Genomic DNA, 24,142 nt, shown 5'->3' with positions numbered 1-24,142 from the left:
AACCCCCTTTCCCCGGAAATGGGTCGTGCGCGTCAATCCCTGCGGAAGATCAGCCTGCCCAGCCAGCCGGTGATCATGGCCAGCGACACGGAGAAGACGCCGTAGAGGAAGGAGTAATCATGCGCGACGCGGAAGATCGACTGTTCGAAACCCGATTTGCGGATTTCGAGCTGGGCCGAGCTTTCCTTGAGGAACAGGCCGCTCTTGAACAGGAACGCGCGGGCTTTATGGGTTCCAACCGGGACGTTGGGCGCCAGCCGCACCGTGGCGCGAAACAGGTTCTGCGACAAGAACTGCACGCCGCCGACATTCTCGCTATAGAGGCCGGTCGCCGCCTTGCGCTCGCGCAGCGCCACGGTGAATTCCTCGATCGTCGCCGGACTGTCGGTTAGCTCGGCCGGCTGCATGTAAAGGTTGGAGGCGCCGAGCGACAGCTGCTTGTAGCTGTTGGGTTCGGTGATGTCCTGCAGCGGCCGCGTCGTGGCGACGGAGTAGGAGACCGGCACGTTCTCGAAGGTCTCGGATTCCAGGTTGACCCAGACGCCGAGCACCCGGTCCTTGCGGCGCACCACAACCGGCCGCGGCGGGCCTTCGAGCACGACGATGACGTCGTAGCGCCCCTGCCGCGCGACCAGCGGGTCGGGGTTTTCCAGCGAACCGAAAATGGTCAGGTCGGCGCCGGAAAAGCCGGCGGTGATCGACACCGCGTCGGTGGAGAGACCGATCTGGATGCCTTCCGGCAAGGGGTTCGGCGATTGCGCTGCCGCCGGCAGAGCGAGGGCGAGAAGCAAAACGGCGGCCGAAAAAATCCCCCACCGCGGCATCAGTTCAGGCCCGCGGCGGTCAGCGAATAGAGGTTTGGCGGCGTGACGAAGAGATCGATGGCAAGCCGGATCGCGACCGCCAGCACCAGCAGCGCCAGCAGTGCCCTGAGCTGTTCGCCGCGCAGCTTCTGTCCTGCCTTGGCGCCATATTGCGCGCCGGCAACGCCGCCCGCCATCAGCAGGAAGGCAAGCATGACGTCGACCGTCTGGTTGGTGGTGGCGTGGACAAGCGTGGTGTAGGCCGAGGTGAAAATGATCTGGAACAGCGAGGTGCCGATGACGACGTTGGTCGGCACCTTCAAGAGATAGATCAGCGCCGGCACCATGATGAAGCCGCCGCCGACACCCATGATCGACGACAGGAAGCCGATGCCGGCGCCGAGCCCCAGCACCGGAATGACGCTGACGAACAGCTTCGAGGCCCTGAAGCGCATCTTCAGCGGCAGCCGGTGGATCCAGTTGTGCTGGCCGGATTTCTTCAAGACCGGCGCCGCACCGCTGCGCGTCGCGCGCAGCGCATTGACGCTCTCGACCAGCATCAGCCCGCCGACGGTGCCAAGCAGCACGACGTAGAGCAGCGAAATGAACAAATCGAGCTGGCCGAGCCGGCGCAGGAAGGCAAAGACAAAGATACCGCCGGTCGAGCCGACGATGCCGCCGGCCAGCAGCACCCCGCCGAGCTTGAAGTCGAGCGTGCCGCGCTTCATGTGCGACAGCGCGCCGGAGAAGGAGGAGGCGATAACCTGGTTGGCGCCAGTGGCAACGGCGATTGCCGGCGGGATGTTGTAGAAGATCAAGAGCGGCGTGATCAGAAAGCCGCCACCGACCCCGAACATGCCCGACAGGAAACCCACCGCCGCGCCCATTGCCAGCAGCACGAAGACGTTGACGGAAATTTCCGCGATCGGGAGATAGATGCCCACCCGTCAGTCTCGATCAGTTTGCCTGTCGGCGATTGCAACCATTCCAGGGCATTGTCGCACCGAAAAGCCAATTCTTTCTTGCACCGCCGGGGCAGTGGGATCAAACCCCGCCGCCCTACCGAAACAAAAAACATCTCAAGCAGTTAACAGGCAAATGTATGGCAAGGGCGTCGCGTTAGCGACGCATCTGCCGTTATTTGTGCGCCAGCAGCGCCTTCACCAGCTTTTCGTCGATTTCGCCGGTCGCCTGCATCTTGTTGTCGGTCTGGAAAGCCATGATTGCGGTCTTGGTCTTGCCGCCCATCACGCCATCGGCGCCGCCGGCATCGTAGCCGTTCTTGTTGAGGATGAGCTGGATGTTCTTGACCGCCTTCTTCATGTCGACGCTGGCGGTGGTCTGCGGCGTGCCTTCCTGCCAGGATTCAGGAATATCGGCCGAGTTGGACGCCGGGTCGAGCGGCTTCGGCTTCCACAGTTCCGTGGCGGCGCGGGCCCGCTCCAGCTGTTCGGGGCGCAGCGCAGTGGCGACTTCGTCGCGCTTGGCAGCCGCATCCTTGTCGCCGGTCTTGGCGACGAGCGCGAACCATTTATAGGATTCCTCCAGGCTCTGCTTCATGCCGACGCCCTTTGCCGCCAGGATGCCGAGATTGAACTGGCTGTCCTTGACGCCGACATCGGCCGCCGCCTGAAACCAGTGCGCGGCCGATTCATTGTCGGTCACGCCGTCGGCGGCCATGGCAAACAGAACGGCCAGGTTGTGCATGGCGCTGGCATTACCCTGCGCGGCGGCGAGCTGGTAGAAGGTCTTTGCCTTCTTGACGTCGCGCGTGACGCCGATGCCCTTCTCGTAGAAATTGCCGATGCGGTATTCCGCCGGTGCGAAGCCGAGCTCGGCCGACTTTTCGTACCATTTGGCCGCTGCCGCCATGTCTTCCTTGACGCCGCGCGATTCAGCATAGCGCGAACCGAGCTCGAACAGCGCCTTGGCGTCACCGCCGGCAGCCGCGTCGCGCAAGGCTTGCGGGCCGGCATCGGCCGGAACGTCTATCTTGGCCACGACAGCTGGTACCGCGGCATCAGCCGGCGGAACGGCGCCGGTAGTATCCGAGGCCGTCGTATCCGAGGCCGAGGGCGCCATGACGGCGGCCGCAGGCTGCGCGTCGGCAGCCGCCGGTCCCGCAGTGGCGGTGGTCGGCAGCATTGCATTTGGCGCGGGGGCCGGATCGGCCAGAGCCATCGGCGCTGGCGCGGGCTCCACCGCCGGCACTTCGGGCCCGGCGACCGAGGCCGCATTCATTGGCGCATCGTTGCCGCCTGCTGGCTCTGAGGGCTCCGCCTGCCTGACGATCCGGGCCGGCGCGTCCTGCATGGTCACCTGCGCATCTGCCTTGGGTTGGCTGGCAGCGTTGACCGAGGCAGTCTCGACCGGCTGCGAGGCGACGATCGGCGCTGTATCGTTGCTTGCGACCTCGACCGGGTCGGCGAAGAAGGCCTTGCCCAACTGGAGGCCGGCAAGCGCCAGCATGATCGCGACCGCTCCCATCAGGATCGGCTTGCGCCGCGCCTTGAGCAGGTCGCCGATACGAAGCGCCTTGACCGGGCCCTTCATGGTAGACTGGCGTTTCAACGCGTCGGCCTCGGCGGCCGCGGCCTGCGCCGCGCGCCTGGCCGCGGCAATGAAGTCGGATTTCGACGCATCGCCGGAGTTTTGGCGCACCGGCGGGCCGCGCTCGTCGCGCACGCGCTTCATGATGGCGTTGAGGTCGGGCGCGCCGGAGCCCGGCTCCAACGGTCGGTTGGCGAGCTTCGGATCGAGCGGCTCGTCGAGATCGACGCTCGGCATGTCGACATTAGGCCCCGAGCCGGCAAGCGGCGGCATGTCAGCCGGCTTCTTGCCCCTGAAGGCGCGCGCCAATCCACCGAACAGCGACTTCTTGGCCGTGCCTTCGCCTTTCTCGGCAATCCTGTCGGAACCGAGCGCTGCCTGGGCAGCGGCCGCGGCAGCCTCGGCTGGCGAGCGCCGCACTGGTTCGCTGCCCATGACCGGGTCGCTACGCGTACCCGGGTCGCTGCGCATATCCGGCTCGCTGCGCATGATGGCGGCGGCGCGGCCGTCCAGGTCGGCCATGTCTCCGGTCAGCGGCAGCGGCTGGTCGATATCCATCGACGGCGCGTCCTGCACCGAAATCTTGGAGGCGCGTGCAGCGCGGGCCCGCCGCGCCGGCTCGGCTTGGGCATCCAGAAGCTCGCTCACCGCCTCGGCCGGTTCGCTGGTCTCCAGCGAGCCCAGACGATCGACGATCTTGAGCAACGTGTCGTGGATAGCCTCGAATGTCCGTGAATTGCGCTCGTCCGAACGGCGCGTCAGCGCTTCCAGCGTCTTCAGATCCTGGGCAAGGCCGGTAACGGCCGCGGTGTTGGCGTTGGAATCTGCCAGCGAGCGCACGGCGCTCTCGGCCGCTTCCCGTGCCGCGCCCATGATGGATTCGCGGGTTCCAGCCAGCGACTTCTCGATTTCGTTGAGGCGCGGGCTGATGTCCTCGAATTCCGGCAGCGGCGTGCCGGGCTTCGACAGATGCGCCGATAGGCTGGAGACCTGCGCCTCAAGGCTGCGGATCAGTGCCGGATCGATGCCGGCGACCTGCGCGGCCGACGATTCCAGCCGGCTTGAAATGTCTTCGAGCCGGCTTTCCAGGCCGCGGATCGCCGCCTCGTTGGCAGGATCGGGAATGCGCGTCTCCATGCGTTGGGCGAGCGCGGTGAAGCGTGCATCGATGGCGTCCATGATGCCGGCGCTGTCAGCCTGCGGCTGGCGCTGGTCCAGCCGGTCGGCAACCTCGTCCAGCCGCCGCTCGAGATCGCGAAACAGCATGTTGCCCTGTTCGATGGCATCGCCCTGCCGACGTTCCATCATGCCCGACAGCACGTCGAAGCGCTGTTCCAGACCCTGGAAGATATAGTCGGCGTCGGGCATGGCCGGGGCGCGGTCGATCTTGTCGGCGATCATCGCGATCTGCTTGCCGAGGCGCTCCATCGCCTGTTCCGGCAGATTGGCGCGGCCGGCAAGCTCGTCGACCCTGTTCGACAGCGTGCTGAGACGGTCGAGAACCTCGCCGCTCGGACGAACCTGCACGACTTCCTCGATCTGCTGCGCCAGCGAGGCGATCCGCTTCTCGATGCGCTCGAACGGTTCGGGGTCGAAGGAATTGGCCTGTGCGGCGACGGTCGAGGCGACGATGGCGCGCGAAATCTCGTCGAGCCGTTCATCGATCAGGCCAAGCGTGTCGCCGCCGCGGTTGCTCTGCTGGCTGACGAAATGATCGACGGCGCCGGCAAGCGTGCGGACCTTTTCTTCCATCGAGCGCAGCGACAGCGATTCCGGCAGATTGTGGACCGCATTGCTGATCTGTTCGAGCCGGTCGGTCAGGGTCGAAAATCCGGGGCCGTCGGCGCGGTTGCGCTGGTCGGCGTCGACACGGTCCTCGAACGCGCTCCAGCGGCGGTCGAAATCGTCCCAGCGGCGGTCGACCTTGAGCACGCTTTCCTCGCGCGCCAATGTGTCGAGCGCCGTCTTTACCTGCTCGAGCTCGAGCCGCAGCATGTTGACGCTTCGGTCGTCGCTCTTCTCGGCCAGCGTCTGGATGGCGCCGGACAGCCGCTCGAATTCGACGCCGAGTTCGGCGCTGCCCTTGCCGGGCAAGCCGCCTGCCTGACCACCCGATTGGTTGCTCGCCTGGAAGGCCCGTTCGATGTCCTTGCGCAACGCGGCGAATTCGCGCTGCAGGCCGGCCGTCATCTGATGGCGCAGTTCCTCGCGCAGGCCACGCAATTCGCCGGCGATCTTGCCGACCACGGCGACGCTGTCTTCCTGGCCGCGCACGCGGTCGATGTCGCGCGCGATCGCCTGATAGTTCTGGTCGAAGCCGGCCGGCCCGGCGCCTTTCGGCCGCGGCGTGGGCTGCGGGTCCTCGTACCAGCGCGGCGGGGCGTAGGGCTGGGCGCTTGCGTAGCGCGGCTCTGCCGGCGGCCGGCGCGGATCGAAGCGCTCGGCGGCGTCCTCGCGCTTGCGCTCCAGCCGCTGCTCCAGCGTTTCCAGCGAGCGGTTCAATTCATCAAGTGTGGTGTTCGGCCTGCGCGGCCTGCCGGCGTTGAGTGTATCGAGATAGGACCGCTTGCTGTTCATCGATGCGTCCGTTTTTCAGAATGGCTGGCTTGCTGCCAGTTTCCCAAGTCCTTGTCGGGAACGAAGGCGGCCGCGCGGCACTGCTGCGGCGGAAGACGAGCTTCCCGGGCCAGGCCCGCTCTCCGAAAAACCGTGAAAAATTCGCTACAGGATAAACACGGGTGACCGACATCCGCACATTTCACCCATCGTGGTAAACAAGGTGTTAACCAAGCTTAAGAAGTTACGGCATTGCTGAAATACAGGCGGTGCCCGTTCGGACCCGGCGCCGGGGGTGCGGCATAAGGTTTCGCAATCCCAGAACGCCCTTGCGTCATGCGGCGGCTATCGATATAGAATTGACGTAAACGTAAGAGGGGCGCCGTTCGTGCCTTTTGCGATGAATTAGTTGAAACCACGACTGGAAGCATGCCCCCGCTTCCACTCAGGCGTTGCAAGGTCCGAGACCGCGATGCCACGACAGGGGAAAGCCAGTGACTATGAAACTTGTTTCGCCCGGCGAAGCCGCGGCCAACACCAACAATATGTCTGCCGAAGCCAGTGAGGAGCTCGTGCGCATCGGCGAGATGGCCAAGAAATACGGCGTGACGCTGCGCACGCTGCGTTTCTATGAAGACAAGGGCCTGCTCAATCCAAAGCGCGATGGGGCGACGCGGCTATACACGCGTCGCGACAAGGCGCGGCTGAAGCTGATCCTGCTCGGCCGCAAGGTCGGGTTCTCGCTACGCGACGTCAAGCAGATGATGGATCTCTACGATCCGACGGGATCCAACACCAAGCAGCTGCGGCTGGCTCTCGACAAGTCGGAGAAGCAGCTTGCCCGCCTGCAGAAGCAGCGCGCGCTGATCGACGACGCCATCAACGAGTTGAGCGGCTCGATGTCGGCCGTGCGCCAGATGCTGTCCGAGCGTTCGGCCCCGGCCAGCGCCGCCAGCTGATTTTGCTCCGCAGCTCCCGGCGAAAGCTTTGAACGGAAGAGCCGCGCGGCCGCCCGCGCGGCTCTTTTTGTTTGACCCCCCTTGCTTTGCGCAAAGCCATGCACCGCTCGTGCGACAGGCTGGCATAAGTAAATTTTGTCGCGGCGACTAAATTGACGTTTACGCAAACGTCAATTTTTGCTATCCCGCTTTCGACATTGGCCGGCGTGCCGCCCCAACCTCATGTTCGGGGCCCGATCTCGCGGCCAAGACCCGCATGGTGGAGGAACACATGCCGATCTACAGGGCGCCGGTCCAGGACACGCTGTTCGTGCTCAACGAGGTGCTGGGTTATCAGCGATATTCCAACCTTCCCGGGTTTGCCGACGCGACGCCCGACGTTGTCGAGGCGATCCTCGCCGAAGGCGCCAAGCTCGCCGAAAACGTTATGCATCCTCTGAACCGCGTCGGTGACATGGAAGGCTGCGTGCGCCATGAGGACGGCTCGGTGACGACGCCGAAGGGCTTCAAGGAAGCCTACGACCAGTATCGCGAAGGCGGCTGGATGGGACTGGCGGCGCCCGTCGAGTTCGGCGGCCAGGGGCTGCCTTATGCCGTGCACACCGCGGTTGCCGAATACATGGTTTCGGCCAACATGGCGCTGATGATGTATCCCGGCCTGACGCAAGGCGCGATCGCTGCGATCATCACACACGGCACCGACGAGCAGAAGGCGACATGGCTGCCAAAGCTGGTCGAGGGGTCCTGGACCGGTACCATGAACCTGACCGAGCCGCATTGCGGCACCGATCTTGGCCTGCTGCGCACCAAGGCGGTGCCGAACGGCAACGGCACCTACAAGATCTCAGGCCAGAAGATCTTCATCTCGGCCGGCGAGCACGACATGTCGGAAAACATCGTCCATCTCGTGTTGGCCCGCATCGAAGGCGCGCCGGCGGGCGTGAAGGGCATCTCGCTATTCATCGTGCCAAAGCTGAAGCTCGATGCCTCGGGCAATCCGGGCGAGAAGAACACGCTCTCCTGCGGGTCGATCGAGGAGAAGATGGGCATACACGGCAATTCGACTTGCGTCATGAATTATGACGAGGCCGAAGGCACGCTGCTCGGTGAGGCCAATGGCGGCCTGAAGGCGATGTTCACGATGATGAACGAAGCCCGGCTCGGCGTCGGCCTGCAGGGCCTGTCGCTGTCCGAGATCGCCTACCAGAACGCGGTCTCCTACGCCAAGGACCGGCTGCAGGGCCGCTCGCTGTCTGGCGCCAAGGCGCCGGACAGACAAGCCGATCCGATCATCGTCCATCCCGACATCCGCCGCTCGCTGATGACCATGAAGGCCTTCAACGAGGCCGGCCGCGCGCTGGCGCTGTGGACGGCGATCAAGTCCGACATCGCCCACCGCTCCGCCGACGACAAGGATCGCCAGGCGGCCGACGACTATACCGGCCTGCTGACGCCGGTGATCAAGGGCGTGCTCACCGACAAGGGTTTTGACCATGCCGTCATGGCGCAGCAGGTGTTCGGCGGCCACGGCTACATCGAAGAGCACGGCATGAGCCAGTTCGTGCGCGATGCCCGCATCGCCATGATCTATGAAGGCGCCAACGGCATCCAGGCGCTCGACCTCGTCGGCCGCAAGCTTGGCCTGAATGGCGGCCGCGCCGTGCAGGCCTTCTTCAAGGACGTCGGCGAGTTCTGCGAGGAGAACCGCGCCGACGAGAAGCTGGCGCCTTTCACGAAGGCGCTGAAGAAGGGCCTCAACGATCTGCAGGCGGCGACCATGTGGCTGGTGCAGAACGGCATGGCCAAGCCCGACAATGCCGGCGCCGCGTCGACCGATTACATGCATCTCTTCGGCCTGGTGGCGCTGGGCTACATGTGGGCGCAGATGGCCAAGGCCGCGCTCGGCAAGACCGGCGCCAATGGCTCCCAATCTGTCCACGAAAATGGGGCTTTTTACGATAACAAGGTGGTGACGGCGCGCTTCTTCATGGAGCGGATCATGCCCGAGACATCGGCACATCTCGCCCGCATTTCCAGTGGTGCGGACACGCTAATGGCGCTGCCTGCGGAAGCGTTCTAGAAATGGCTGGCGTCCCCCTCCCCCTTGAGGGGAGGGTGGCCCGAAGGGCCGGGAGGGGTCCTTGCGTGCAGTGCGCCGGCTGGTTGGCGCTTTGGTAGGAGATGATCGCAATGCCCCAAACCCGCGTCAATTCCGAAGATAAGGTCGAGCACGTCATCGGCGACCCCATCCGACCGCTTCGCGGCCACCCTCCCCTCGAGGGGGAGGGGGACGTTGGCGCGGGAGAAACGGCATGACAAATCCAGCCGAAGTGCTCTCCTTGCCGAAGCCCGCCTGGGCGGCGGACGAGGTCGGCAAGCTCTACGACATGGCGCACCGCTTCATGTCGGAAGAGATCGCGCCGCGCTACGACGAGTTCGAGAAGAACGAGATGGTCGACCGCGAGAGCTGGCGCAAGGCGGGTGCCGCCGGCCTGCTCTGCGCCTCTATGCCGGAGGAATATGGCGGCTCCGGCGGCACCTTCGCGCATGAGAGCGCCATCATCGAGGCGATCGGCCATGTCGGCGTCGACGGTTTCGGCATCGGTCTCCACAACGCGATCGTTGCTCCTTACATCCTTCACTACGGCTCGGAAGAGCAGAAGAAGAAATGGCTGCCGAAACTGGCGACCGGCGAACTGATCGGCGCCATCGCCATGACCGAGCCGGGCGCCGGCTCCGACCTGCAAGGCGTCAAGACGCGCGCCGAGAAGGACGGCAACCAGTACAAGATCAACGGTTCGAAAACCTTCATCACCAATGGCCAACTGGCCAATTTCATCATCGTCGTCACCAAGACCGATCCGGCCAAAGGCGCCAAGGGCACCTCGCTGATCGTCGTCGAGGCCGACGAGGCCGAAGGCTTCGAACGCGGACGCAACCTCGACAAGATCGGCCTGAAGGCCAACGACACGTCGGAGCTGTTCTTCAATGATCTGCGCGTGCCGACCTCGAACCTGCTTGGCCACGAAGAGGGACAGGGCTTCATACAGCTGATGCAGCAATTGCCGCAGGAGCGCCTGCAGATCGGCACCGGCGCCATCGCCATGATCGAACGCGCGCTGGCGCTGACCATCGACTACGTCAAGGGTCGCAAGGCCTTCGGCAAGGCGATCATCGAGTTCCAGAACACCCAGTTCAAGCTCGCCGAACTGAAGACCGAGGCCACCATCGGCCGGGTCTTCTACAATGATTGCGTCACCCGCCACATCAATGGCGGCCTCGATCCGGTGACGGCGTCGATGGCGAAATACTGGCTCTCGGACCTGCAGGGAAAAGTCGTCGACGAATGCCTTCAATTGCATGGCGGCTATGGCTACATGAATGAATATCCGATCGCCCGCATGTTCCGCGACGCCCGCGTCCAGCGCATCTACGGCGGCACCAACGAGATCATGAAATTGCTGATCGGCCGCTCTCTCTGAGAGCGACGTCGGCAAAGCAAGGAGCAAGCAAATGGCCGAAGCTTATGTCTATGACGCCGTGCGCACACCGCGCGGCAAGGGCAAGAAGGATGGCTCGCTGCACGAGGTGCCGGCGGTGCGGCTTGCGGCCAGGACGCTTGAAGCGTTGCGCGACCGCAACGGCCTCGACACTGCAAACGTCGACGACATCATCTTCGGCTGCGTCGATCCGGTCGGCGAAGCCGGCTCCGTCATTCCGCGTGCCGCCGCCTTCGAGGCCGGCTACGACAACAAGGCGCCGGGCATGCAGATCTCGCGCTTCTGCGCCTCAGGCCTCGACGCCATCAATTTCGGCGCCGCCAAGATCGCTCAAGGCGCCGACGAGATCGTCATTGCAGGCGGCGTGGAATCGATGTCGCGCGTCGGCATGGGCGCCTCGGGCGGCGCCTGGTTCATGGACCCGTCCGTCGGCCTGCCCGGCTGGTTCGTGCCGCAAGGCATATCGGCCGATTTGATCGCCACCAAATATGGTTTTTCGCGCGACGACGTCGATGCCTATGCGGTCGAGAGCCAGAAGCGCGCCGGCAAGGCCTGGGCCGATGGCCGTTTCAAGAACTCCGTCATACCGATCAAGGACCAGAACGGCCTCACCATCCTCGATCATGACGAGCATATGCGGCCGTCGACCGACATGCAGTCGCTGGCCTCGCTCAACCCGTCCTTCGTCATGCCTGGCGAAATGGGCGGCTTCGACGCGGTCGCCGTGCAGAAGCACCCTGAGGTGGAAGAGGTCAACCACGTCCACCATGCCGGCAACTCGTCCGGCATCGTCGATGGTGCGGCCGCCGTACTGCTCGGCTCGAAGAAGGCCGGCAAGACGATGGGCCTGAAGCCACGCGCCCGCATCCGCGCCTTTTCCAACATCGGCTCCGAGCCGGTGCTGATGCTTACCGGTCCGGTCGACGTCACCGAGAAGCTTCTGAAGCGCGCCAAGATGAAGCTGTCGGATATCGACCTGTTCGAGCTCAACGAGGCCTTCGCCTCAGTGGTGCTGCGCTACATGCAGGCATTCGAAATCCCGCACGACAAGATCAACGTCAATGGCGGCGCTATCGCCATGGGCCATCCGCTCGGCGCCACCGGCGCGATGATCCTGGGCACGGTGCTGGACGAGCTCGAGCGCCGCGATTTGAACACCGCTCTGGTGACGCTCTGCATCGGCGCCGGCATGGGCACCGCAACGATTATCGAACGCGTCTGATTTTCGGCCGGAAGGAGAGAGACATGACTTATACAAACTTCACGGTCGACACCGACGCAGACGGCATCGCGCTGGTCACCTGGAACATGCCGGACCGCTCGATGAACGTCTTCACCGAAGAGGTGATGAACGAGCTCGAGAAGATCATCGACCAGGTGGTGGCCGACGCCGCCATCAAGGGCGCGGTGATCACCTCGGGAAAGGACAGCTTCTCCGGCGGCGCCGACCTGACCATGCTGCAGAAGATGCTGGCCGTATTTGCCAAGGAGAAGACCAAGGACCCGGAGAAGGCGGCACAGCTTTTGTTCGACAATGCCGGCCGCATGGGTGGCTTGTGGCGCAAGCTCGAAACGTCGGGCAAGCCTTGGGTCTCGGCGATCAACGGCACCTGCATGGGTGGCGCGTTCGAGCTGTCGCTGGCCTGTCATGGCCGCGTTGCCGCTGACTCCGAAAAGGTCAAGATGGCCTTGCCGGAAGTCAAGGTCGGCATCTTCCCCGGCGCCGGTGGCACTCAACGCGTGCCGCGCCTGACCGACCAGCAGCAGGCGTTGCAGATGCTGACCACCGGCCAGACGCTGTCGCCGCAGAAAGCCAAGGCGATGGGGCTGATCCACGAGATCGCCGAACCCGGCAAGCTGATCGAGACCGCCAAGGCGATGATCAGGAACGGCCTGAAAGCCGTCCAGCCCTGGGACGAGAAGGGCTTCAAGCTGCCTGGCGGCCAAATCTATACGCCGGCCGGCTTCAATCTGTGGCCGCCGGCCATCGCCATCCTGCGCCGCGAGACCTACGGCAATTATCCGGCCGCCGCGGCGATCCTGAAATGCGTCTATGAAGGCCTGCTGGTGCCGTTCGACACCGGTCTGCGGATCGAACAGCGCTATTTCACCGAAATCATGCAGTCCAAGGAAGCAGCAGCGATGATCCGCTCGCTGTTCGTCTCGCTGCAGGAGCTCAACAAGGGCGCCCGCCGTCCGGCCGGCGTGCCGGAGACCAAGTTCAAGAAGATCGGTATTCTCGGCGCCGGCTTCATGGGTGCCGGCATCGCCTTTGTCACCGCCAAGGCCGGCATCCCGGTCGTCCTGCTCGACCGCGACATGGCGTCGGCCGAAAAGGGCAAGGCGCATTCCGACAGCCTGATCTCCGATCAGGTCAAGAAGGGCCGCGCCAAGCCCGAGGAGAAGGACAGACTTCTGTCGCTGATCACGCCGACGGCCGACTATGCCGATCTCGCCGGCTGCGATCTGGTGGTCGAGGCGGTGTTCGAGGATTCGGCCGTCAAGAAGACTGCCACCGAGCAGGCCGAAGCCGTGCTGAAATCGTCAGCGGTCTTCGCCTCCAACACCTCGACCATCCCGATCACTGCACTGGCCAAGAATTCGGCGCGGCCGAAGAATTTCGTCGGCATCCACTTCTTCTCGCCGGTCGACAAGATGATGCTGGTCGAGATCATCCTGGGCAAGAAGACCGGCGACAAGGCGCTGGCCACCGCGATCGATTTCGTGCGCGCCATCAAGAAGACGCCGATCGTCGTCAACGACACGCGCGGCTTCTACGTCAACCGCTGCGTGCTGCGCTACATGTCGGAAGCCTACAAGATGCTGATCGAAGGCGTTCCGGCGCCGATGATCGAGAACGCCGCCAAGGCCGCCGGCATGCCGGTCGGCCCGCTGGCGCTGACCGACGAGACGGCGATCGACCTTGCCCAGAAGATCATGAAGCAGACCATCAGGGACCTCGGAGACAAGTCTGTCGACCCCAGGCAGATGGCGCTGATCAACACGCTGGTCGACACCCATGGCCGCTTCGGCCGCAAGAACGGCAAGGGTTTTTACGACTATCCGGCCAAGCCTGCCAAGAAGAAGCTGTGGCCGGGCCTGAAGGATCTCTATCCGCAGCTGGAGGCCGAGGAGGTCGACTATGAGGAACTGCAGCAGCGCCTGCTGGTAACCATTGCGCTGGAAGCGGCCCGGGTGATGGAAGAGGGCATCGTCACCGATCCGCGCGAGGCCGATGTCGGCTCGATCCTCGCCTTCGGTTTCGCGCCATTCACCGGCGGCGCGCTGTCCTATATCGACGGCATCGGCGCCGGGGAGTTCGTCAGAATAGCCAAGGGCCTGCAGAAGAAATACGGCGCCGAGTTCAAGGCGCCCAAGCTGCTACTCGACCTGGCGGAGAAGGGCGAGACCTTCTACCAGCGCTTCGATCCCTATGCGAAAGGCGAAGTGCAGAAGGCCGCTTGAGCTAGCGCCCCATGTACGTCTGAGGGCGCCTTGCGCGCATGGCCACGGCAAGGCGCGCCGTGACCCTTACGCGGTCGGCAGCGAAAGTCGGCTGGCTTTTCGCTGCCTGCCGACATCGACTTCAACCTCCATCTCAACAACGCCCGCTACATGATGCTCGCCGACCTCGCGCATGACCCCGAAAATCGGAATCGATTTTCGGAAAGGATCATGCGCCAAATCAAAATGCTACAGCGTCCTTGGCGCGTCCAACAGTACGCTTGCCCGCTCCGTTCAACCGCGACCGCCGACCGAGGCCGAGCGGGTTTGCATGACCTCCCACCAGGGATTGCGCAGCCTGCCCAAGGCAGTTTGAGGCATCCATGACGACTTCGCCGCACGCAGCTTTTTGAGAGATCGGGCCGCGCGCCGGTGGACAATCGGATAACCGAGCGTTAGAAGGAAAAGGTATTTTTTCCTGTTTTGAGGAGAGCGAATTGCTCTCGCATGACCGAGTTTGGGCAGCCATCGACGCTCTCGCCGAGCGCTATTCGTTGTCGGCCTCCGGCCTGGCCCGGCGAGCCGGTCTGGACTCCACCGCTTTCAACAAGTCGAAGCGGCTGTCCTCGGATGGGCGGCCGCGCTGGCCGTCGACCGAATCGCTGGCCAAGATCATCGAGGCGACCGGCGCCTCGCTCGACGAATTCACCGGGCTGGTCGAAGGCCGTGCCAAGGCCGCTTCGGGCTCGGTAGCCGCGCAGCGTTCGGCGGTGCCTTTGCTCGGCTTTGCCCAGGCCGGCGCCGGCGGCTTCTTCGATGATGCCGGCTATCCCTCCGGCCAGGGCTGGGACCTTGTCGAGCTTCCGGCACGGGCGACCGAAACCTCCTATGCGTTGAAGGTGCAGGGCGATTCCATGCTGCCGCTCTACCGCAATGGCGATGTGCTGATCGTCGAGCCGGGCGCCGCTACCCGCAAGGGCGACCGCGTCGTCGTCAAGACCAATGCCGGCGAAGTCATGGCCAAGGTGCTCGACCGCCAGACGACGAAATCGATCGTGCTGATTTCGCTCAACCCCGACCATCCGGACCGCGACATCGCGATGCGCGATGTCGAATGGGTGGCGCGGATCGTCTGGGCAAGCCAGTAGGTCTCGCGGTGCGTCTGCTTCAAATCCTCATAGCCCTCCTGGCGATCCCGGTGATGGTCGCCATTGTCGTCGCCGGCGGTCGCGCGCTGCATCGCGACGGCCCCGCCATTACTGTCGACCAGATCGACCCGGACACCGAGGCCGTGCCCGAGGAGCCGGCGACGTCGGCGATCCCCGAGGTCCAGCCCGTCAAGCCTCCGATGCACTCGCCTCAGGTGCATTCGAGGGCGATCGATCCCGAGGCCATCGCTCCGCCGCCGCTGCTGGTAGAAGAACTTGAACGGGTTGAGCCACGCGCGCCGCTGAGCGACCTGGCGCTGGCCGGGCCGCCCAAGCCGCGTGGGCGCAGAGCGGTCGACGACTGGGGAGGAACAAAACTGTTCCAGCCGGTCGCGGCCGCCGCCGGCCTGATCGAAGCCAATGGTTATTCCGTGACGGTCTCCGGCATCGACATCGTCAGGCAAGACGAGACCTGCACCGAGGGCGGCAAGTCCTGGGCTTGCGGTATCAGGGCGCGTACCGCGTTCCGGTCTTTCCTGCGCGGCCGGGCCGTTGCCTGCAAGGTGCCGCCGGAGGCCGACCGTGCGCTGATCGCCGCCGAATGCCGCATCGGCAAGCTGGATGTCGGCCAGTGGCTGGTCGAAAACGGCTGGGCGCGCGCCACGGCAGGCGGCCCCTATGTCGAAGCGGGCGACAAGGCGCGCGCCGCCAAGAAGGGCGTCTTCGGCGCCGCGCCCGATCTTGGCGGCCTGCCACCGGCGCCAACGCCTGTTGCGGCACCCACGGCGTCGCAACCGATCCTCGATGCCCCGGCGATAGACACGCCGCCGGCCGGGACGGAAATTACGCCGCCAGCTGACCAGCCAGCGCCCGCTCAATGAGCGCGCGGGTTTCGGGGATGCCGTAGAGGGCTGCGAACGAACCGAAGCGCGGTCCGCGTTCCTGGCCGATCAGCACCTGGTAGATCATCTGGAAGAAAGCGCCCGAGACACCAGGGCCGCCGTCCGGGCTCTTCTTCGAATGGTCCTGATAGCGTTCGATCTTGCGCGCCACGTTGAGCGAAGCGTTCTGGATCGCTTCGCCGTCGGCGCCGGCCGGCAGGCCAGCAAGCGCGTTGCCAAGCGCTTCCAGCGCCACGCGTTCGACATCGTCGGCCGGCCGGAAGGTCTTCGTCGGCTTCACGAAATCGTCGAAGTAGCGGATGGCGAAACCGACCAGCTGGTCGAGTTCGGGATGCGTCGCCGGCGTCACGCCAGATGCATGGCGCGAGATGAAGCCCCACAGCACATCCTTGTTTTGCGCGTTGGAGGCGCTGACCAGGTTGAGCAGCAGCGAGAACGGCACCGGCATGTCGATGGAAGGCGGCTTGCCGTCATGCATGTGCCAGACCGGATTGCCCAGCCGCTCCTTCCAGTCCTGGCGCGGATAGGCGTTGAGGAAGGTGTAGTACTCGTCGACGGCGCGTGGGATGACGTCGAAATAGAGCTTTTTCGCCTGCCTTGGCCGCTGATACATATAGAGGCCGAGGCTTTCGGTCGGCGCGTAGCGCAGCCATTCGTCGATGGTCAGCCCGTTGCCCTTCGACTTCGAGATCTTCTGGCCGTTCTCGTCCAGGAACAGTTCGTAGACGAAATGCTCGGGCGCGCGCCCGCCGAGAATGTTGCAGATGCGGTCGTAGATCACCGCGTTCGTCTGGTGGTCCTTGCCGAACATTTCGAAATCGACGCCGAGCGCTGCCCAGCGCATGCCGAAATCCGGCTTCCACTGCAGCTTGACCTTCCCGCCGGTCACCGAAAGCGTGGTCTCGGTGCCCTCATCGTCGAAGGTGATGTTGCCGGCCTTGGCGTCGACATGCTTCATCGGCACGTAGAGCACGCGCCCGCTCTTCGGCGAGATCGGCAGGAACGGGCTGTAGGTTGCCTGCCGCTCCGGCCCCAGCGTCGGCAGCATCACCGCCATGATCTGCTCATAGCGCTCGGCGGCGCGCACCAGCATCGCATCGAAGCGGCCGGCCTTGTAGTACTGCGTGGCGCTGGCGAATTCGTAGTCGAAGCCGAACGTGTCGAGGAAGCGGCACAGCATCGCGTTGTTGTGGTCGCCAAAGCTCGGATAGTCGCCGCCGAACGGATTGGGCACCGCCGACAGCGGCATATGCAGATAGGGCTCGAGCGCTGCGCGATCCGGCACATTGTCGGGGATTTTGCGCATGCCGTCCATATCGTCGGAGAAGCAGAGCAGCTTGGTCTTGACCTTGTTCCCGGTCAGCACGTGAAAGGCATGGCGCACCATCGAGGTGCGCGCGACCTCGCCGAACGTGCCGATATGCGGCAGGCCCGACGGGCCGTAGCCGGTCTCGAACAGGACGATCTCCGGGAAGTCGCCGCCCTTGTAGCGCTCGATGATCTTTTTGGCTTCCTCGAACGGCCAGGCCTTGCTTTCGGCGGCTGCCGCAAGCATTTCGGGGTTGAGATCGGCGATGTTTGATCCCGTCATGTCAAAGTTCCAGTCATGGCCGGCTTTCGCGGCTGGTAAGATTTTTCAACCGGGTCTCTAGGCGCGACAGGGCGGAGCGTCAACGATATCAGGCGTTTTCGTTGCGACGGCGCCGTAGCGTCCCTACCTTCGACCCTCACTATCAAGGAGTCTTGAATGCCGTTGCCGTCCACCCATGAAGCCCTGATCTACCTGATGGTCATCACCTCGGCTTCCGATCGCGACATGACCGATATCGAACTGGCGCGCATCGGCGACGTCGTCCGCAGCTGGCCGGTGTTCGAGGATTTCAAGCAGGACAGGCTGATCGCCATTGCGCAGGACTGCCAGAAGATGCTGCATGAAAAGGATGGGTTGGAAGGCGTGCTCGAGCGTGTCGCCGAGACTTTGCCCGAACGGCTGCACGACACCGCCTATGCCGCGGCCTTCGAGGTTGCCGCCGTCGATCTAGAAATGCGCATGGAGGAATTGCGGGTGCTGCAGTTGATCCGGCGTGAGCTCGATCTCGACACGCTGACCGCCGCAGCCATCGCGCGCGGGGCGAAGGCCCGCCTGCGCACGCTGACCTGATCCAGCCCCTAGAGGAAGCTGACCGGGACCGGATCAGAAGAAACTGACCGGGAAATAGCGCAGGTAGAATTCGGCGAAGGTGCCTTTCACCGATATCTCCTGCAGCGCGTAGTCCATGGCTGCGGCCAGCGCTGGGTCGCTGGCCCGGGTGGCAATGGTCATGCCGGAGCCCAGATATTCCGGCGCCAGGTAGGGTCCACCGGCGAAGCGGCAGCAACCGGCGGCGTCCGTGCCGCCCAGCCAGAAGGAAAAGCGCATGCCGTCGCCGAAGGCGGCATCGATCTTGGCGCTCTTCAAGTCGCTGTAGAGGTCTTCCGGCCGTTGAAAGCGGATGATCTGCACGGTGCCGAAATAATCGCGCAGCATCTTTTCATGCGCCGAGCCGGCCAGCACGCCGACCCGCTTCGAGCGCAATTTGTCGAGGATCGGCTCCGCGAAGGCCTTGGTCTTCGGCATGATGAAGCGCGCCGGAAACTGTAGATAGGAGCGCGAAAAGCTGTACTTCGCCCGCGTCTCCGGCGTAGCGGCGATGCCGGCGATGATCGCCTCGCCTTCGCCCTTCTGCAACGCGTCGTCGAGTTCGGCCCAGGGCAGCGCCTGGATCTGGCATTTGTCGGCGATGTCGAGTTCGGCGCAAATCGCCCGCGCCAGGTCGATGTGGAAGCCGGACAATCGGCCCGTGCCGTCGAGAAAGTTGAAGGGCGGGAAATCGGTTGTGGTGAGGAACCTGAGCCTCGGCAGCGCCGCAAGGTCCGGTTTCGGCAGCCGCTCCTTGGCATCCCAAAGCACCGGCACCTGCGGTTCCGCTGCCCGCGCAGCGCCGGCAAACGGCTGCACTCCCATCAGCATCGACAGCAAGGCGATGGCTATCCAGCGAGGTGTCACGAAAAAACTCCGCCCGTCTTGACCGTTGGCTTGTGATACGAAAACGGCGCAGGCACAATTGTTTTTGATTTCAACGGGCAAATTTCGGGTTATGCTTTGGCGAGGTTGCAAATAGCCGCACAGAGTCGGCCCGGGGTTGGCGGTCGCTGGCGTTAGAGAAGCTAAGGATGTGGCTTTGCAATCCGGGGTTGATGGCGAAGTGCGGGGCAGGCACGTAGCATCGGTCTCAAGAGCGGTAGGCAACATGGGGTAGATGTTGCGATGGGTTATTTTGACCGGACACTTGAATATATTGACCGGGTGCAGCGTGCCGACACGTCGGCTGCGGTGTGCGAGCAGCTACTTAGTGTCACCTCGAATTTCGGATTGACGGCCCTGATAGCCGCAACGGTGCCGCAGCCCGGTACACCAAGCAGCCAGACGAAGGACCATGTGCTGCTCTGCGATTGGCCTAGCGAATGGCTGGAGCGTTACTTATCGCGCAACTACGTCGACCACGATCCGGTCGTCAGCCATTTGAAGCAGTTTCGGGCGCCATTCCAATGGCGCGATGCCGTTCAAAGCATGCCCGCCGACAAGAGCAGCGCCGAGGTGATGCGCGACGCCCGCCAGTTCAAGCTGCGTGACGGCCTCGCCTTCCCGCTGATCACGCTCGAAGGCCAGATCGCGCTGGTCTCGCTGGGCGGTGAGGCGGTCGAACTGTCCGAAGCCGAATTCGCAATGGTCTCGCTGGCCTCCACCTATGCCATCGGCCGCGCCATGCAGCTTCAAACGACGGCCGGCAAATCTATCGATCACATTGAATTGACGCCGCGCGAGCGCGAATGCCTGCAATGGGCGGCGGTCGGAAAATCCGAGTGGGAAATTTCGCAGATCCTCGGCATCTCGGAGCATACCTCTGAGAAACACCTTCTCAACGCCAAGAGCAAACTAGGCGCCGCCAACCGTGTGCAGGCAGTCGCCGAAGCAGTCAGGCACGGCTATATCAGCTAGGCCGGTTCTGGCGGCCCGAAATTTATGGCCGCATTGTTGGCGTCATATCTTCAGAAAAGACCGGCCCCTGTCGTCCTCTTGAGAGGGCTAATGCTTTCTTAACGCCAAAAGCAGACTCGGCGTCGCCAACAGGGTGCACGCCATCGCGGAGGCGTTTAGACGCAGCTATATTAGCCATGTCGGCTGTGGCAGCCTGGAAATCCTTGCCAACACCTTCGCGCAATTTTTTCGGGAAAGCCCGGCCGTATCTTCCTCTTAAGCCCAGGAGACGGCTAATGCTATTTTCCCTTACCACTCAACAACTGATGGAACGTCCCGACCTATGGGAGGCCGTCCATCGCCTGCGTTACAAGGTCTTCGTCGATGAGATGCGGTGGACCGATCTCGATCGCCCGGACGGCCTCGAAATCGATCAATTCGACCATGATGAGGCCGAACACCACCTGGTCATCCGCAATGGCGAGCTTGCAGGCTATCATCGGATGCTGCCGACCACACGGCCGCATCTCCTTAGCGATGTGATGCCGGAACTCTGCGAGGGAAAGCGCCCTTCGGGACCGAATGTCTGGGAGCTAACCCGTTACGCGGTGGCGCCAGGCTTTCGCGATGGCAAGCGCGGCGTGTCTACGGTCGGCACCGAACTGATCGCCGGCTTCGTCGAATGGGGCCTTGCTCGCAATGTCGATCAGGTCATTATCGAGGTCGAGCCGGTGTGGGTGCTGCGGACGCTGCAGTTGCACTTCCTGGCGACGCCGCTCGGTTACCAGCGCACCTATGGCAACCAGCAGGTCGTCGCCACACTGCTGACCTTCAACGAGCATACGCTGGATGTCGTGCGTTCGCGCCGCAACCATCACGCCCCGGTGTTGGTCAGGGGCACCCCCCACATGCTCGGCATGCGGCAGGCGTCGTGAGACTGTCTTCACCCGACGCGCTTTAATGCATGTCGCTCAAAGTGGCCCCGGTTTTGAGAGAACGACATGCATGAAACAAAGACCTAAAGCGCGTCGCGTGAATCCGTTCAAATGCGATGCGCTTTAGACAATGGCCACAGAGCCCACCTCCGTGTGGGGGTGGGCTCTGTAATTTCAGCCTCTGCCTATCGAGGCCAGTCTCTACTTCTCGAGAAACGACGGCCCTTCGCCGACGATCTTTTTGTCTTCCTTGCCGATGGCGTCGAGATCGCGCCCATCATAGGGCAGTGACAACAGGATGCGCCGCATGACGGCCAGCCGCGAGCGTCGCTTGTCATTGGCCCGCACGATGATCCAGGGCGCGAACTGCTTGTGCGTACGCTCGACCATCTGGTCGCGCGCCTTGGTGTAGTCGTCCCATTTGGTGATGCCGGCAATATCGATCGGCGAGAACTTCCAGTTCTTCAGCGGAGACCAGCGGCGGTCGTGAAACCGTTCGAGCTGGGTTTCGCGGCCGATGTTGAGCCAGAATTTGAAGAAATAGATGCCGTCGTTGGAGATCATCCGCTCGAAATGCGGCGTCTCGTCGAGGAATTTTGCATGCTGTTCCGGTGTGCAGAAGCCCATCACCGGCTCGACGCCGCCGCGGTTGTACCAGGACCGGTCGAAGGTGACGAATTCGCCCGATGTCGGGAAATGGGCGACGTAGCGCTGGTAGTACCATTGCCCGACTTCGGTTGGGGTCGGCTTGGTCAGCGCCACATTGCGCGCGGTTCGAGGATTGAGATACTGGCGCAGCACCGAGATGGTGCCGCCCTTGCCGGCGGCATCGCGCCCCTCGAACAGCGACATCAGTCTGCTGCCGGTCGCCTGCAGCCAGGCCTGCGCCTTGACCAGTTCGATCTGCAGCCGCTCCAGCGTCTCGTCATACTCCTCGGTCTTCATTTTCTTGTCGTAGGGGTAGTCGCCTGCGGTCAGTTTGTGGTCCTCGATCCAGCTGGGAAGCTCGGGGTTTTCGATGTCGAACTCCCGCTCCTTGCCGTCCACCTTGATCTTCAGCGGCCCCTCTGCCGGCTCTGCGGCGGGACTTTCCTTGGCTTTTTTCATCGAGACGAACCTTTCCAGCTTGCGGACTCATGCTATGGGGGGCCTCAAACCCGGTCCAGCGGAAGTTTCGGCGGGACCGGCGCAGAAGCACGGAAAGCACGAATGGCTGACACCGGCGCAGAGCGGACAACCACGGGGCAGGCCGTCGCCGGCCGGCTGTGGAACAGCCGATGGCTGCTTGCCGCCGGTGCGATCGCCATCATGGCCGTTTATGGGTTTGCCGGTATCTCCGCCTATGTCATCCTGGCTGCGTTGACGGTGCTGCTGGCCGCCGCGCTTCTGCCAACCGGTGGCGCCAGCCGGTCTGCTGAGACCATTGCCACGGTCGAGGCGAGCGGGCTACAGCGGCTTTCCGGCGAATATCTTGCGGCTGCCGTTGCCGATCCGCTGATCATCTTCGACCGCACCGCCACCATCGTCCACGCCAATGCCGCCGCCTATGCCGCCTTTGGCGGCATCGCGCCCGGCCTGTCGCTGTCGCTGAAATTCCGCGCCCCGGAAATGCAGGCATTGCTGGACGGCGTACTGTCGGGAGCCGTCGCCTCCGATGCCGTCGACTACACCGAGAAGCTGCCGGTGGAACGCGCCTACCGGGTCAGCGCGTCCTCGGTCGGCCACGCCACCGATCTCTATGTGCTGGTATTCAAGGACCAGAGTGAGACGCGCCGCATCGACCGCATGCGCGCTGACTTCATAGCCAATGCCAGCCACGAGTTGCGCACCCCGCTTGCTTCGATCTCGGGCTTCATCGAGACGTTGCGCGGCCCGGCCCGCAACGATCCGGCGGCGCGCGAGCAGTTCCTGCAGATCATGCAGAACCAGACCGGCCGCATGGCGCGCCTCATCGACGATCTCCTGTCGCTGTCGAGGCTTGAAATGAAGCCTTACCTGAGGCCGGGAACCGAGGTCGATCTGCGCCAGACCATCGACAGCGTCATCGATTCACTGGGCCCGCTCGCCAGCGAGAACGGCGTCGTCATCGAACGCGACTACGCCGAGGGGCCGCTCGACGTGCCCGGAGACCGCGACGAGCTGTTCCAGGTGTTCGAGAATCTCTTGGAAAACGCCTGCAAATACGGCCAGCCTGGCGGACGCGTCACGGTGTCGATCGCGCGGGGCGAGGCCGGCCCGGAACCGGGCATCGATGTCACCATCAGGGACTATGGCCCGGGCATCCCGGAAGAGCACATACCGCGCATTACCGAGCGCTTCTATCGCGTCGACGTGGAGAGCAGCCGCACGCAGAAAGGCACCGGTCTTGGCCTGTCCATCGTCAAGCATATTCTGACGCGCCACAACGCCCGGCTTTCGATCAAGTCGGAAGTTGGCAAGGGCGCGGCGTTCACGGTCCATTTGCCGGCAGGCTGAGGCGGTACTATCTGCTAACTGCCTGTTTCTTCTTTCTGTCATCCGGCTAGCGTATCAGCACAGGGTCGAGGAAAACGACTCAACAGGCCAAAGATTTAAGGAAGGCATTTCGCCCATGCAGTCCGTACACATTGTCAGCGCCTATGACGAAGAGCTGAAATACCTGGCGAAGCGCATCGCTGCGATGGGCGGCCATGCCGAGCGCATGGTCGAGCAGGCGATCCAGGCGCTGGTCAATGCCGATCCCGGCCTCGCCCAGAAGGTCATTCGTGACGACATCGTGCTTGACGATGGCCAGCGCGAAATCGACGACAAAGCCATCGTCATCATCGCCAAGCGCCAGCCCATGGCGACGGATCTGCGCGAGATCGTCGGCGCCATCCGCATTTCGGCCGACCTCGAACGGGTCGGTGACCTCGCCAAGAACGTCGCCAAGCGTGTGGTCAGCGTCATTGACGGCCGCCAGCCGACCAGCCTGTTTCGCGGCCTCGAGGCGCTTGCCGAACTCGCTTTGACCCAGCTCAAGGAAGTGCTCGACGTCTATGCCTCGCGCTCGGTCGAGAAAATAGGCTTCGTTCGCGACCGCGACGACCAGATCGACGCCATGTACACCTCGCTGTTTCGCGAGCTTTTGACCTACATGATGGAAGATCCGCGCAACATCACGCCGTGCACGCATCTGCTGTTTTGCGCCAAGAACATCGAGCGCATCGGCGACCACGCCACCAACATTGCCGAGACGATCTACTACATCGTCACCGGCGAGCAGTTGCCGGCCGAGCGTCCAAAGGGCGACAAGACCGACAAGATTGCCCTTCCGGCGCTGCCGGTGAAGTGATCGCGCACCCCTCG

Annotated in this window: 18 protein-coding genes; 12 read left to right on the top strand and 6 right to left on the bottom strand. The window is 63.5% G+C overall.

Going from position 1 to position 24,142, the window contains the following annotated elements; genetic code table 11:
* Nucleotides 1–32: 32 nt before the first annotated feature.
* The 3 genes from NLY43_RS14650 to NLY43_RS14640 all read right to left on the bottom strand — a co-directional run bounded on the left by NLY43_RS14650 (nt 33) and on the right by NLY43_RS14640 (nt 5,930).
* The gene (locus tag NLY43_RS14650) at nt 33–824 is read right to left on the bottom strand and encodes a TIGR02186 family protein (protein ID WP_023711417.1); all 792 of its coding nucleotides are present in this window, start codon (nt 822–824) and stop codon (nt 33–35) included.
* Nucleotides 824–1,747 carry a sulfite exporter TauE/SafE family protein gene (locus tag NLY43_RS14645; protein ID WP_023669608.1) on the bottom strand — a complete coding sequence of 308 codons (924 nt, stop codon included), beginning with the start codon at nt 1,745–1,747 and terminating at the stop codon, nt 824–826. Before NLY43_RS14645 ends, NLY43_RS14650 begins: the two co-directional genes overlap by 1 nt.
* A 193-nt stretch (nt 1,748–1,940) precedes the next feature.
* Entirely contained in the window at nt 1,941–5,930 is a 3,990-nt protein-coding gene (locus NLY43_RS14640) for an SEL1-like repeat protein (RefSeq protein WP_023711416.1), read from the bottom strand.
* A gap of 479 nt (nt 5,931–6,409) precedes the next feature.
* Between NLY43_RS14640 and NLY43_RS14635 the strand changes: the two genes are divergently transcribed.
* From NLY43_RS14635 to NLY43_RS14605, 7 genes are all read left to right on the top strand, one after another.
* A complete protein-coding gene (locus tag NLY43_RS14635; protein ID WP_023669610.1) occupies nt 6,410–6,868 on the top strand; it encodes a MerR family transcriptional regulator in 459 nt (152 codons plus the stop codon).
* Between the two features lie 271 nt (nt 6,869–7,139).
* Entirely contained in the window at nt 7,140–8,948 is a 1,809-nt protein-coding gene (locus NLY43_RS14630) for an acyl-CoA dehydrogenase (RefSeq protein WP_023681963.1), read from the top strand.
* A 232-nt stretch (nt 8,949–9,180) separates the two neighbouring features.
* Entirely contained in the window at nt 9,181–10,350 is a 1,170-nt protein-coding gene (locus tag NLY43_RS14625; protein WP_023713462.1) for an acyl-CoA dehydrogenase family protein, read from the top strand.
* A gap of 31 nt (nt 10,351–10,381) precedes the next feature.
* Nucleotides 10,382–11,590 carry an acetyl-CoA C-acetyltransferase gene (locus NLY43_RS14620; protein ID WP_023711414.1) on the top strand — a complete coding sequence of 403 codons (1,209 nt, stop codon included), beginning with the start codon at nt 10,382–10,384 and terminating at the stop codon, nt 11,588–11,590.
* A 23-nt stretch (nt 11,591–11,613) separates the two neighbouring features.
* A complete protein-coding gene (locus NLY43_RS14615) occupies nt 11,614–13,833 on the top strand; it encodes a 3-hydroxyacyl-CoA dehydrogenase NAD-binding domain-containing protein (protein ID WP_023711413.1) in 2,220 nt (739 codons plus the stop codon).
* A 476-nt stretch (nt 13,834–14,309) separates the two neighbouring features.
* Nucleotides 14,310–14,960, top strand: coding sequence for a S24 family peptidase (locus tag NLY43_RS14610; RefSeq protein ID WP_023681959.1), 651 nt, complete (start codon nt 14,310–14,312; stop codon nt 14,958–14,960).
* Nucleotides 14,961–14,968: 8 nt separating this feature from the next.
* Nucleotides 14,969–15,841 carry a thermonuclease family protein gene (locus tag NLY43_RS14605; RefSeq protein ID WP_023711411.1) on the top strand — a complete coding sequence of 291 codons (873 nt, stop codon included), beginning with the start codon at nt 14,969–14,971 and terminating at the stop codon, nt 15,839–15,841.
* On the opposite strand, the gene NLY43_RS14600 is transcribed toward NLY43_RS14605, so the two are convergent.
* On the bottom strand, nt 15,804–17,453 hold the full coding sequence (locus tag NLY43_RS14600; protein ID WP_023711410.1) for a lysine--tRNA ligase: 1,650 nt from the start codon (nt 17,451–17,453) through the stop codon (nt 15,804–15,806). The genes NLY43_RS14605 and NLY43_RS14600 overlap by 38 nt on opposite strands.
* A 156-nt stretch (nt 17,454–17,609) precedes the next feature.
* Between NLY43_RS14600 and NLY43_RS14595 the strand changes: the two genes are divergently transcribed.
* On the top strand, nt 17,610–18,023 hold the full coding sequence (locus NLY43_RS14595; protein ID WP_023688697.1) for a tellurite resistance TerB family protein: 414 nt from the start codon (nt 17,610–17,612) through the stop codon (nt 18,021–18,023).
* 33 nt (nt 18,024–18,056) lie between these two features.
* Here the strand turns inward: NLY43_RS14595 and NLY43_RS14590 are convergent, their stop codons facing one another.
* A complete protein-coding gene (locus tag NLY43_RS14590) occupies nt 18,057–18,866 on the bottom strand; it encodes an ABC transporter substrate-binding protein (RefSeq protein ID WP_488505393.1) in 810 nt (269 codons plus the stop codon).
* A 303-nt stretch (nt 18,867–19,169) separates the two neighbouring features.
* On the opposite strand from NLY43_RS14590, the gene NLY43_RS14585 reads away from it, so the two are divergent.
* Both NLY43_RS14585 and NLY43_RS14580 read left to right on the top strand, forming a co-directional pair.
* Nucleotides 19,170–19,901, top strand: a complete 732-nt coding sequence (locus tag NLY43_RS14585; protein ID WP_023669621.1) for a helix-turn-helix transcriptional regulator — start codon at nt 19,170–19,172, stop codon at nt 19,899–19,901.
* 275 nt (nt 19,902–20,176) lie between these two features.
* The gene (locus NLY43_RS14580; protein ID WP_023692538.1) at nt 20,177–20,815 is read left to right on the top strand and encodes an acyl-homoserine-lactone synthase; all 639 of its coding nucleotides are present in this window, start codon (nt 20,177–20,179) and stop codon (nt 20,813–20,815) included.
* A gap of 201 nt (nt 20,816–21,016) precedes the next feature.
* Here the strand turns inward: NLY43_RS14580 and ppk2 are convergent, their stop codons facing one another.
* Nucleotides 21,017–21,922 (bottom strand): polyphosphate kinase 2, encoded by a 906-nt coding sequence (gene ppk2 / locus NLY43_RS14575; RefSeq protein WP_023711408.1) that lies wholly within the window; start codon nt 21,920–21,922, stop codon nt 21,017–21,019.
* Between the two features lie 102 nt (nt 21,923–22,024).
* Between ppk2 and NLY43_RS14570 the strand changes: the two genes are divergently transcribed.
* Nucleotides 22,025–23,290, top strand: a complete 1,266-nt coding sequence (locus tag NLY43_RS14570; protein WP_023703441.1) for an ATP-binding protein — start codon at nt 22,025–22,027, stop codon at nt 23,288–23,290.
* A 115-nt stretch (nt 23,291–23,405) separates the two neighbouring features.
* A complete protein-coding gene (phoU, locus tag NLY43_RS14565) occupies nt 23,406–24,128 on the top strand; it encodes a phosphate signaling complex protein PhoU (RefSeq protein ID WP_023681951.1) in 723 nt (240 codons plus the stop codon).
* Nucleotides 24,129–24,142 lie beyond the last annotated feature (14 nt).

Origin of the sequence: Mesorhizobium sp. C416B (assembly GCF_030323165.1) — a bacterium.
GTDB lineage: Bacteria > Pseudomonadota > Alphaproteobacteria > Rhizobiales > Rhizobiaceae > Mesorhizobium.
The sequence above is the reverse complement of the archived record's forward strand: the minus strand, read 5'-3'. Positions and strand labels throughout refer to the sequence as shown.

Bases quoted from the DNA above. Each gene is read 5' to 3' on its own strand.
- NLY43_RS14650 (WP_023711417.1), bottom strand. From the start codon at position 824: ATGCCGCGGTGGGGGATTTTTTCGGCCGCCGTTTTGCTTCTCGCCCTC.
- NLY43_RS14640 (WP_023711416.1), bottom strand. From the start codon at position 5,930: ATGAACAGCAAGCGGTCCTATCTCGATACACTCAACGCCGGCAGGCCG.
- NLY43_RS14635 (WP_023669610.1), top strand. From the start codon at position 6,410: ATGAAACTTGTTTCGCCCGGCGAAGCCGCGGCCAACACCAACAATATG.
- NLY43_RS14630 (WP_023681963.1), top strand. From the start codon at position 7,140: ATGCCGATCTACAGGGCGCCGGTCCAGGACACGCTGTTCGTGCTCAAC.
- NLY43_RS14625 (WP_023713462.1), top strand. From the start codon at position 9,181: ATGACAAATCCAGCCGAAGTGCTCTCCTTGCCGAAGCCCGCCTGGGCG.
- NLY43_RS14620 (WP_023711414.1), top strand. From the start codon at position 10,382: ATGGCCGAAGCTTATGTCTATGACGCCGTGCGCACACCGCGCGGCAAG.
- NLY43_RS14615 (WP_023711413.1), top strand. From the start codon at position 11,614: ATGACTTATACAAACTTCACGGTCGACACCGACGCAGACGGCATCGCG.
- NLY43_RS14600 (WP_023711410.1), bottom strand. From the start codon at position 17,453: ATGACGGGATCAAACATCGCCGATCTCAACCCCGAAATGCTTGCGGCA.
- NLY43_RS14595 (WP_023688697.1), top strand. From the start codon at position 17,610: ATGCCGTTGCCGTCCACCCATGAAGCCCTGATCTACCTGATGGTCATC.
- NLY43_RS14590 (WP_488505393.1), bottom strand. From the start codon at position 18,866: ATGGGAGTGCAGCCGTTTGCCGGCGCTGCGCGGGCAGCGGAACCGCAG.
- NLY43_RS14585 (WP_023669621.1), top strand. From the start codon at position 19,170: ATGGGTTATTTTGACCGGACACTTGAATATATTGACCGGGTGCAGCGT.
- NLY43_RS14580 (WP_023692538.1), top strand. From the start codon at position 20,177: ATGCTATTTTCCCTTACCACTCAACAACTGATGGAACGTCCCGACCTA.
- ppk2 (WP_023711408.1), bottom strand. From the start codon at position 21,922: ATGAAAAAAGCCAAGGAAAGTCCCGCCGCAGAGCCGGCAGAGGGGCCG.
- NLY43_RS14570 (WP_023703441.1), top strand. From the start codon at position 22,025: ATGGCTGACACCGGCGCAGAGCGGACAACCACGGGGCAGGCCGTCGCC.
- phoU (WP_023681951.1), top strand. From the start codon at position 23,406: ATGCAGTCCGTACACATTGTCAGCGCCTATGACGAAGAGCTGAAATAC.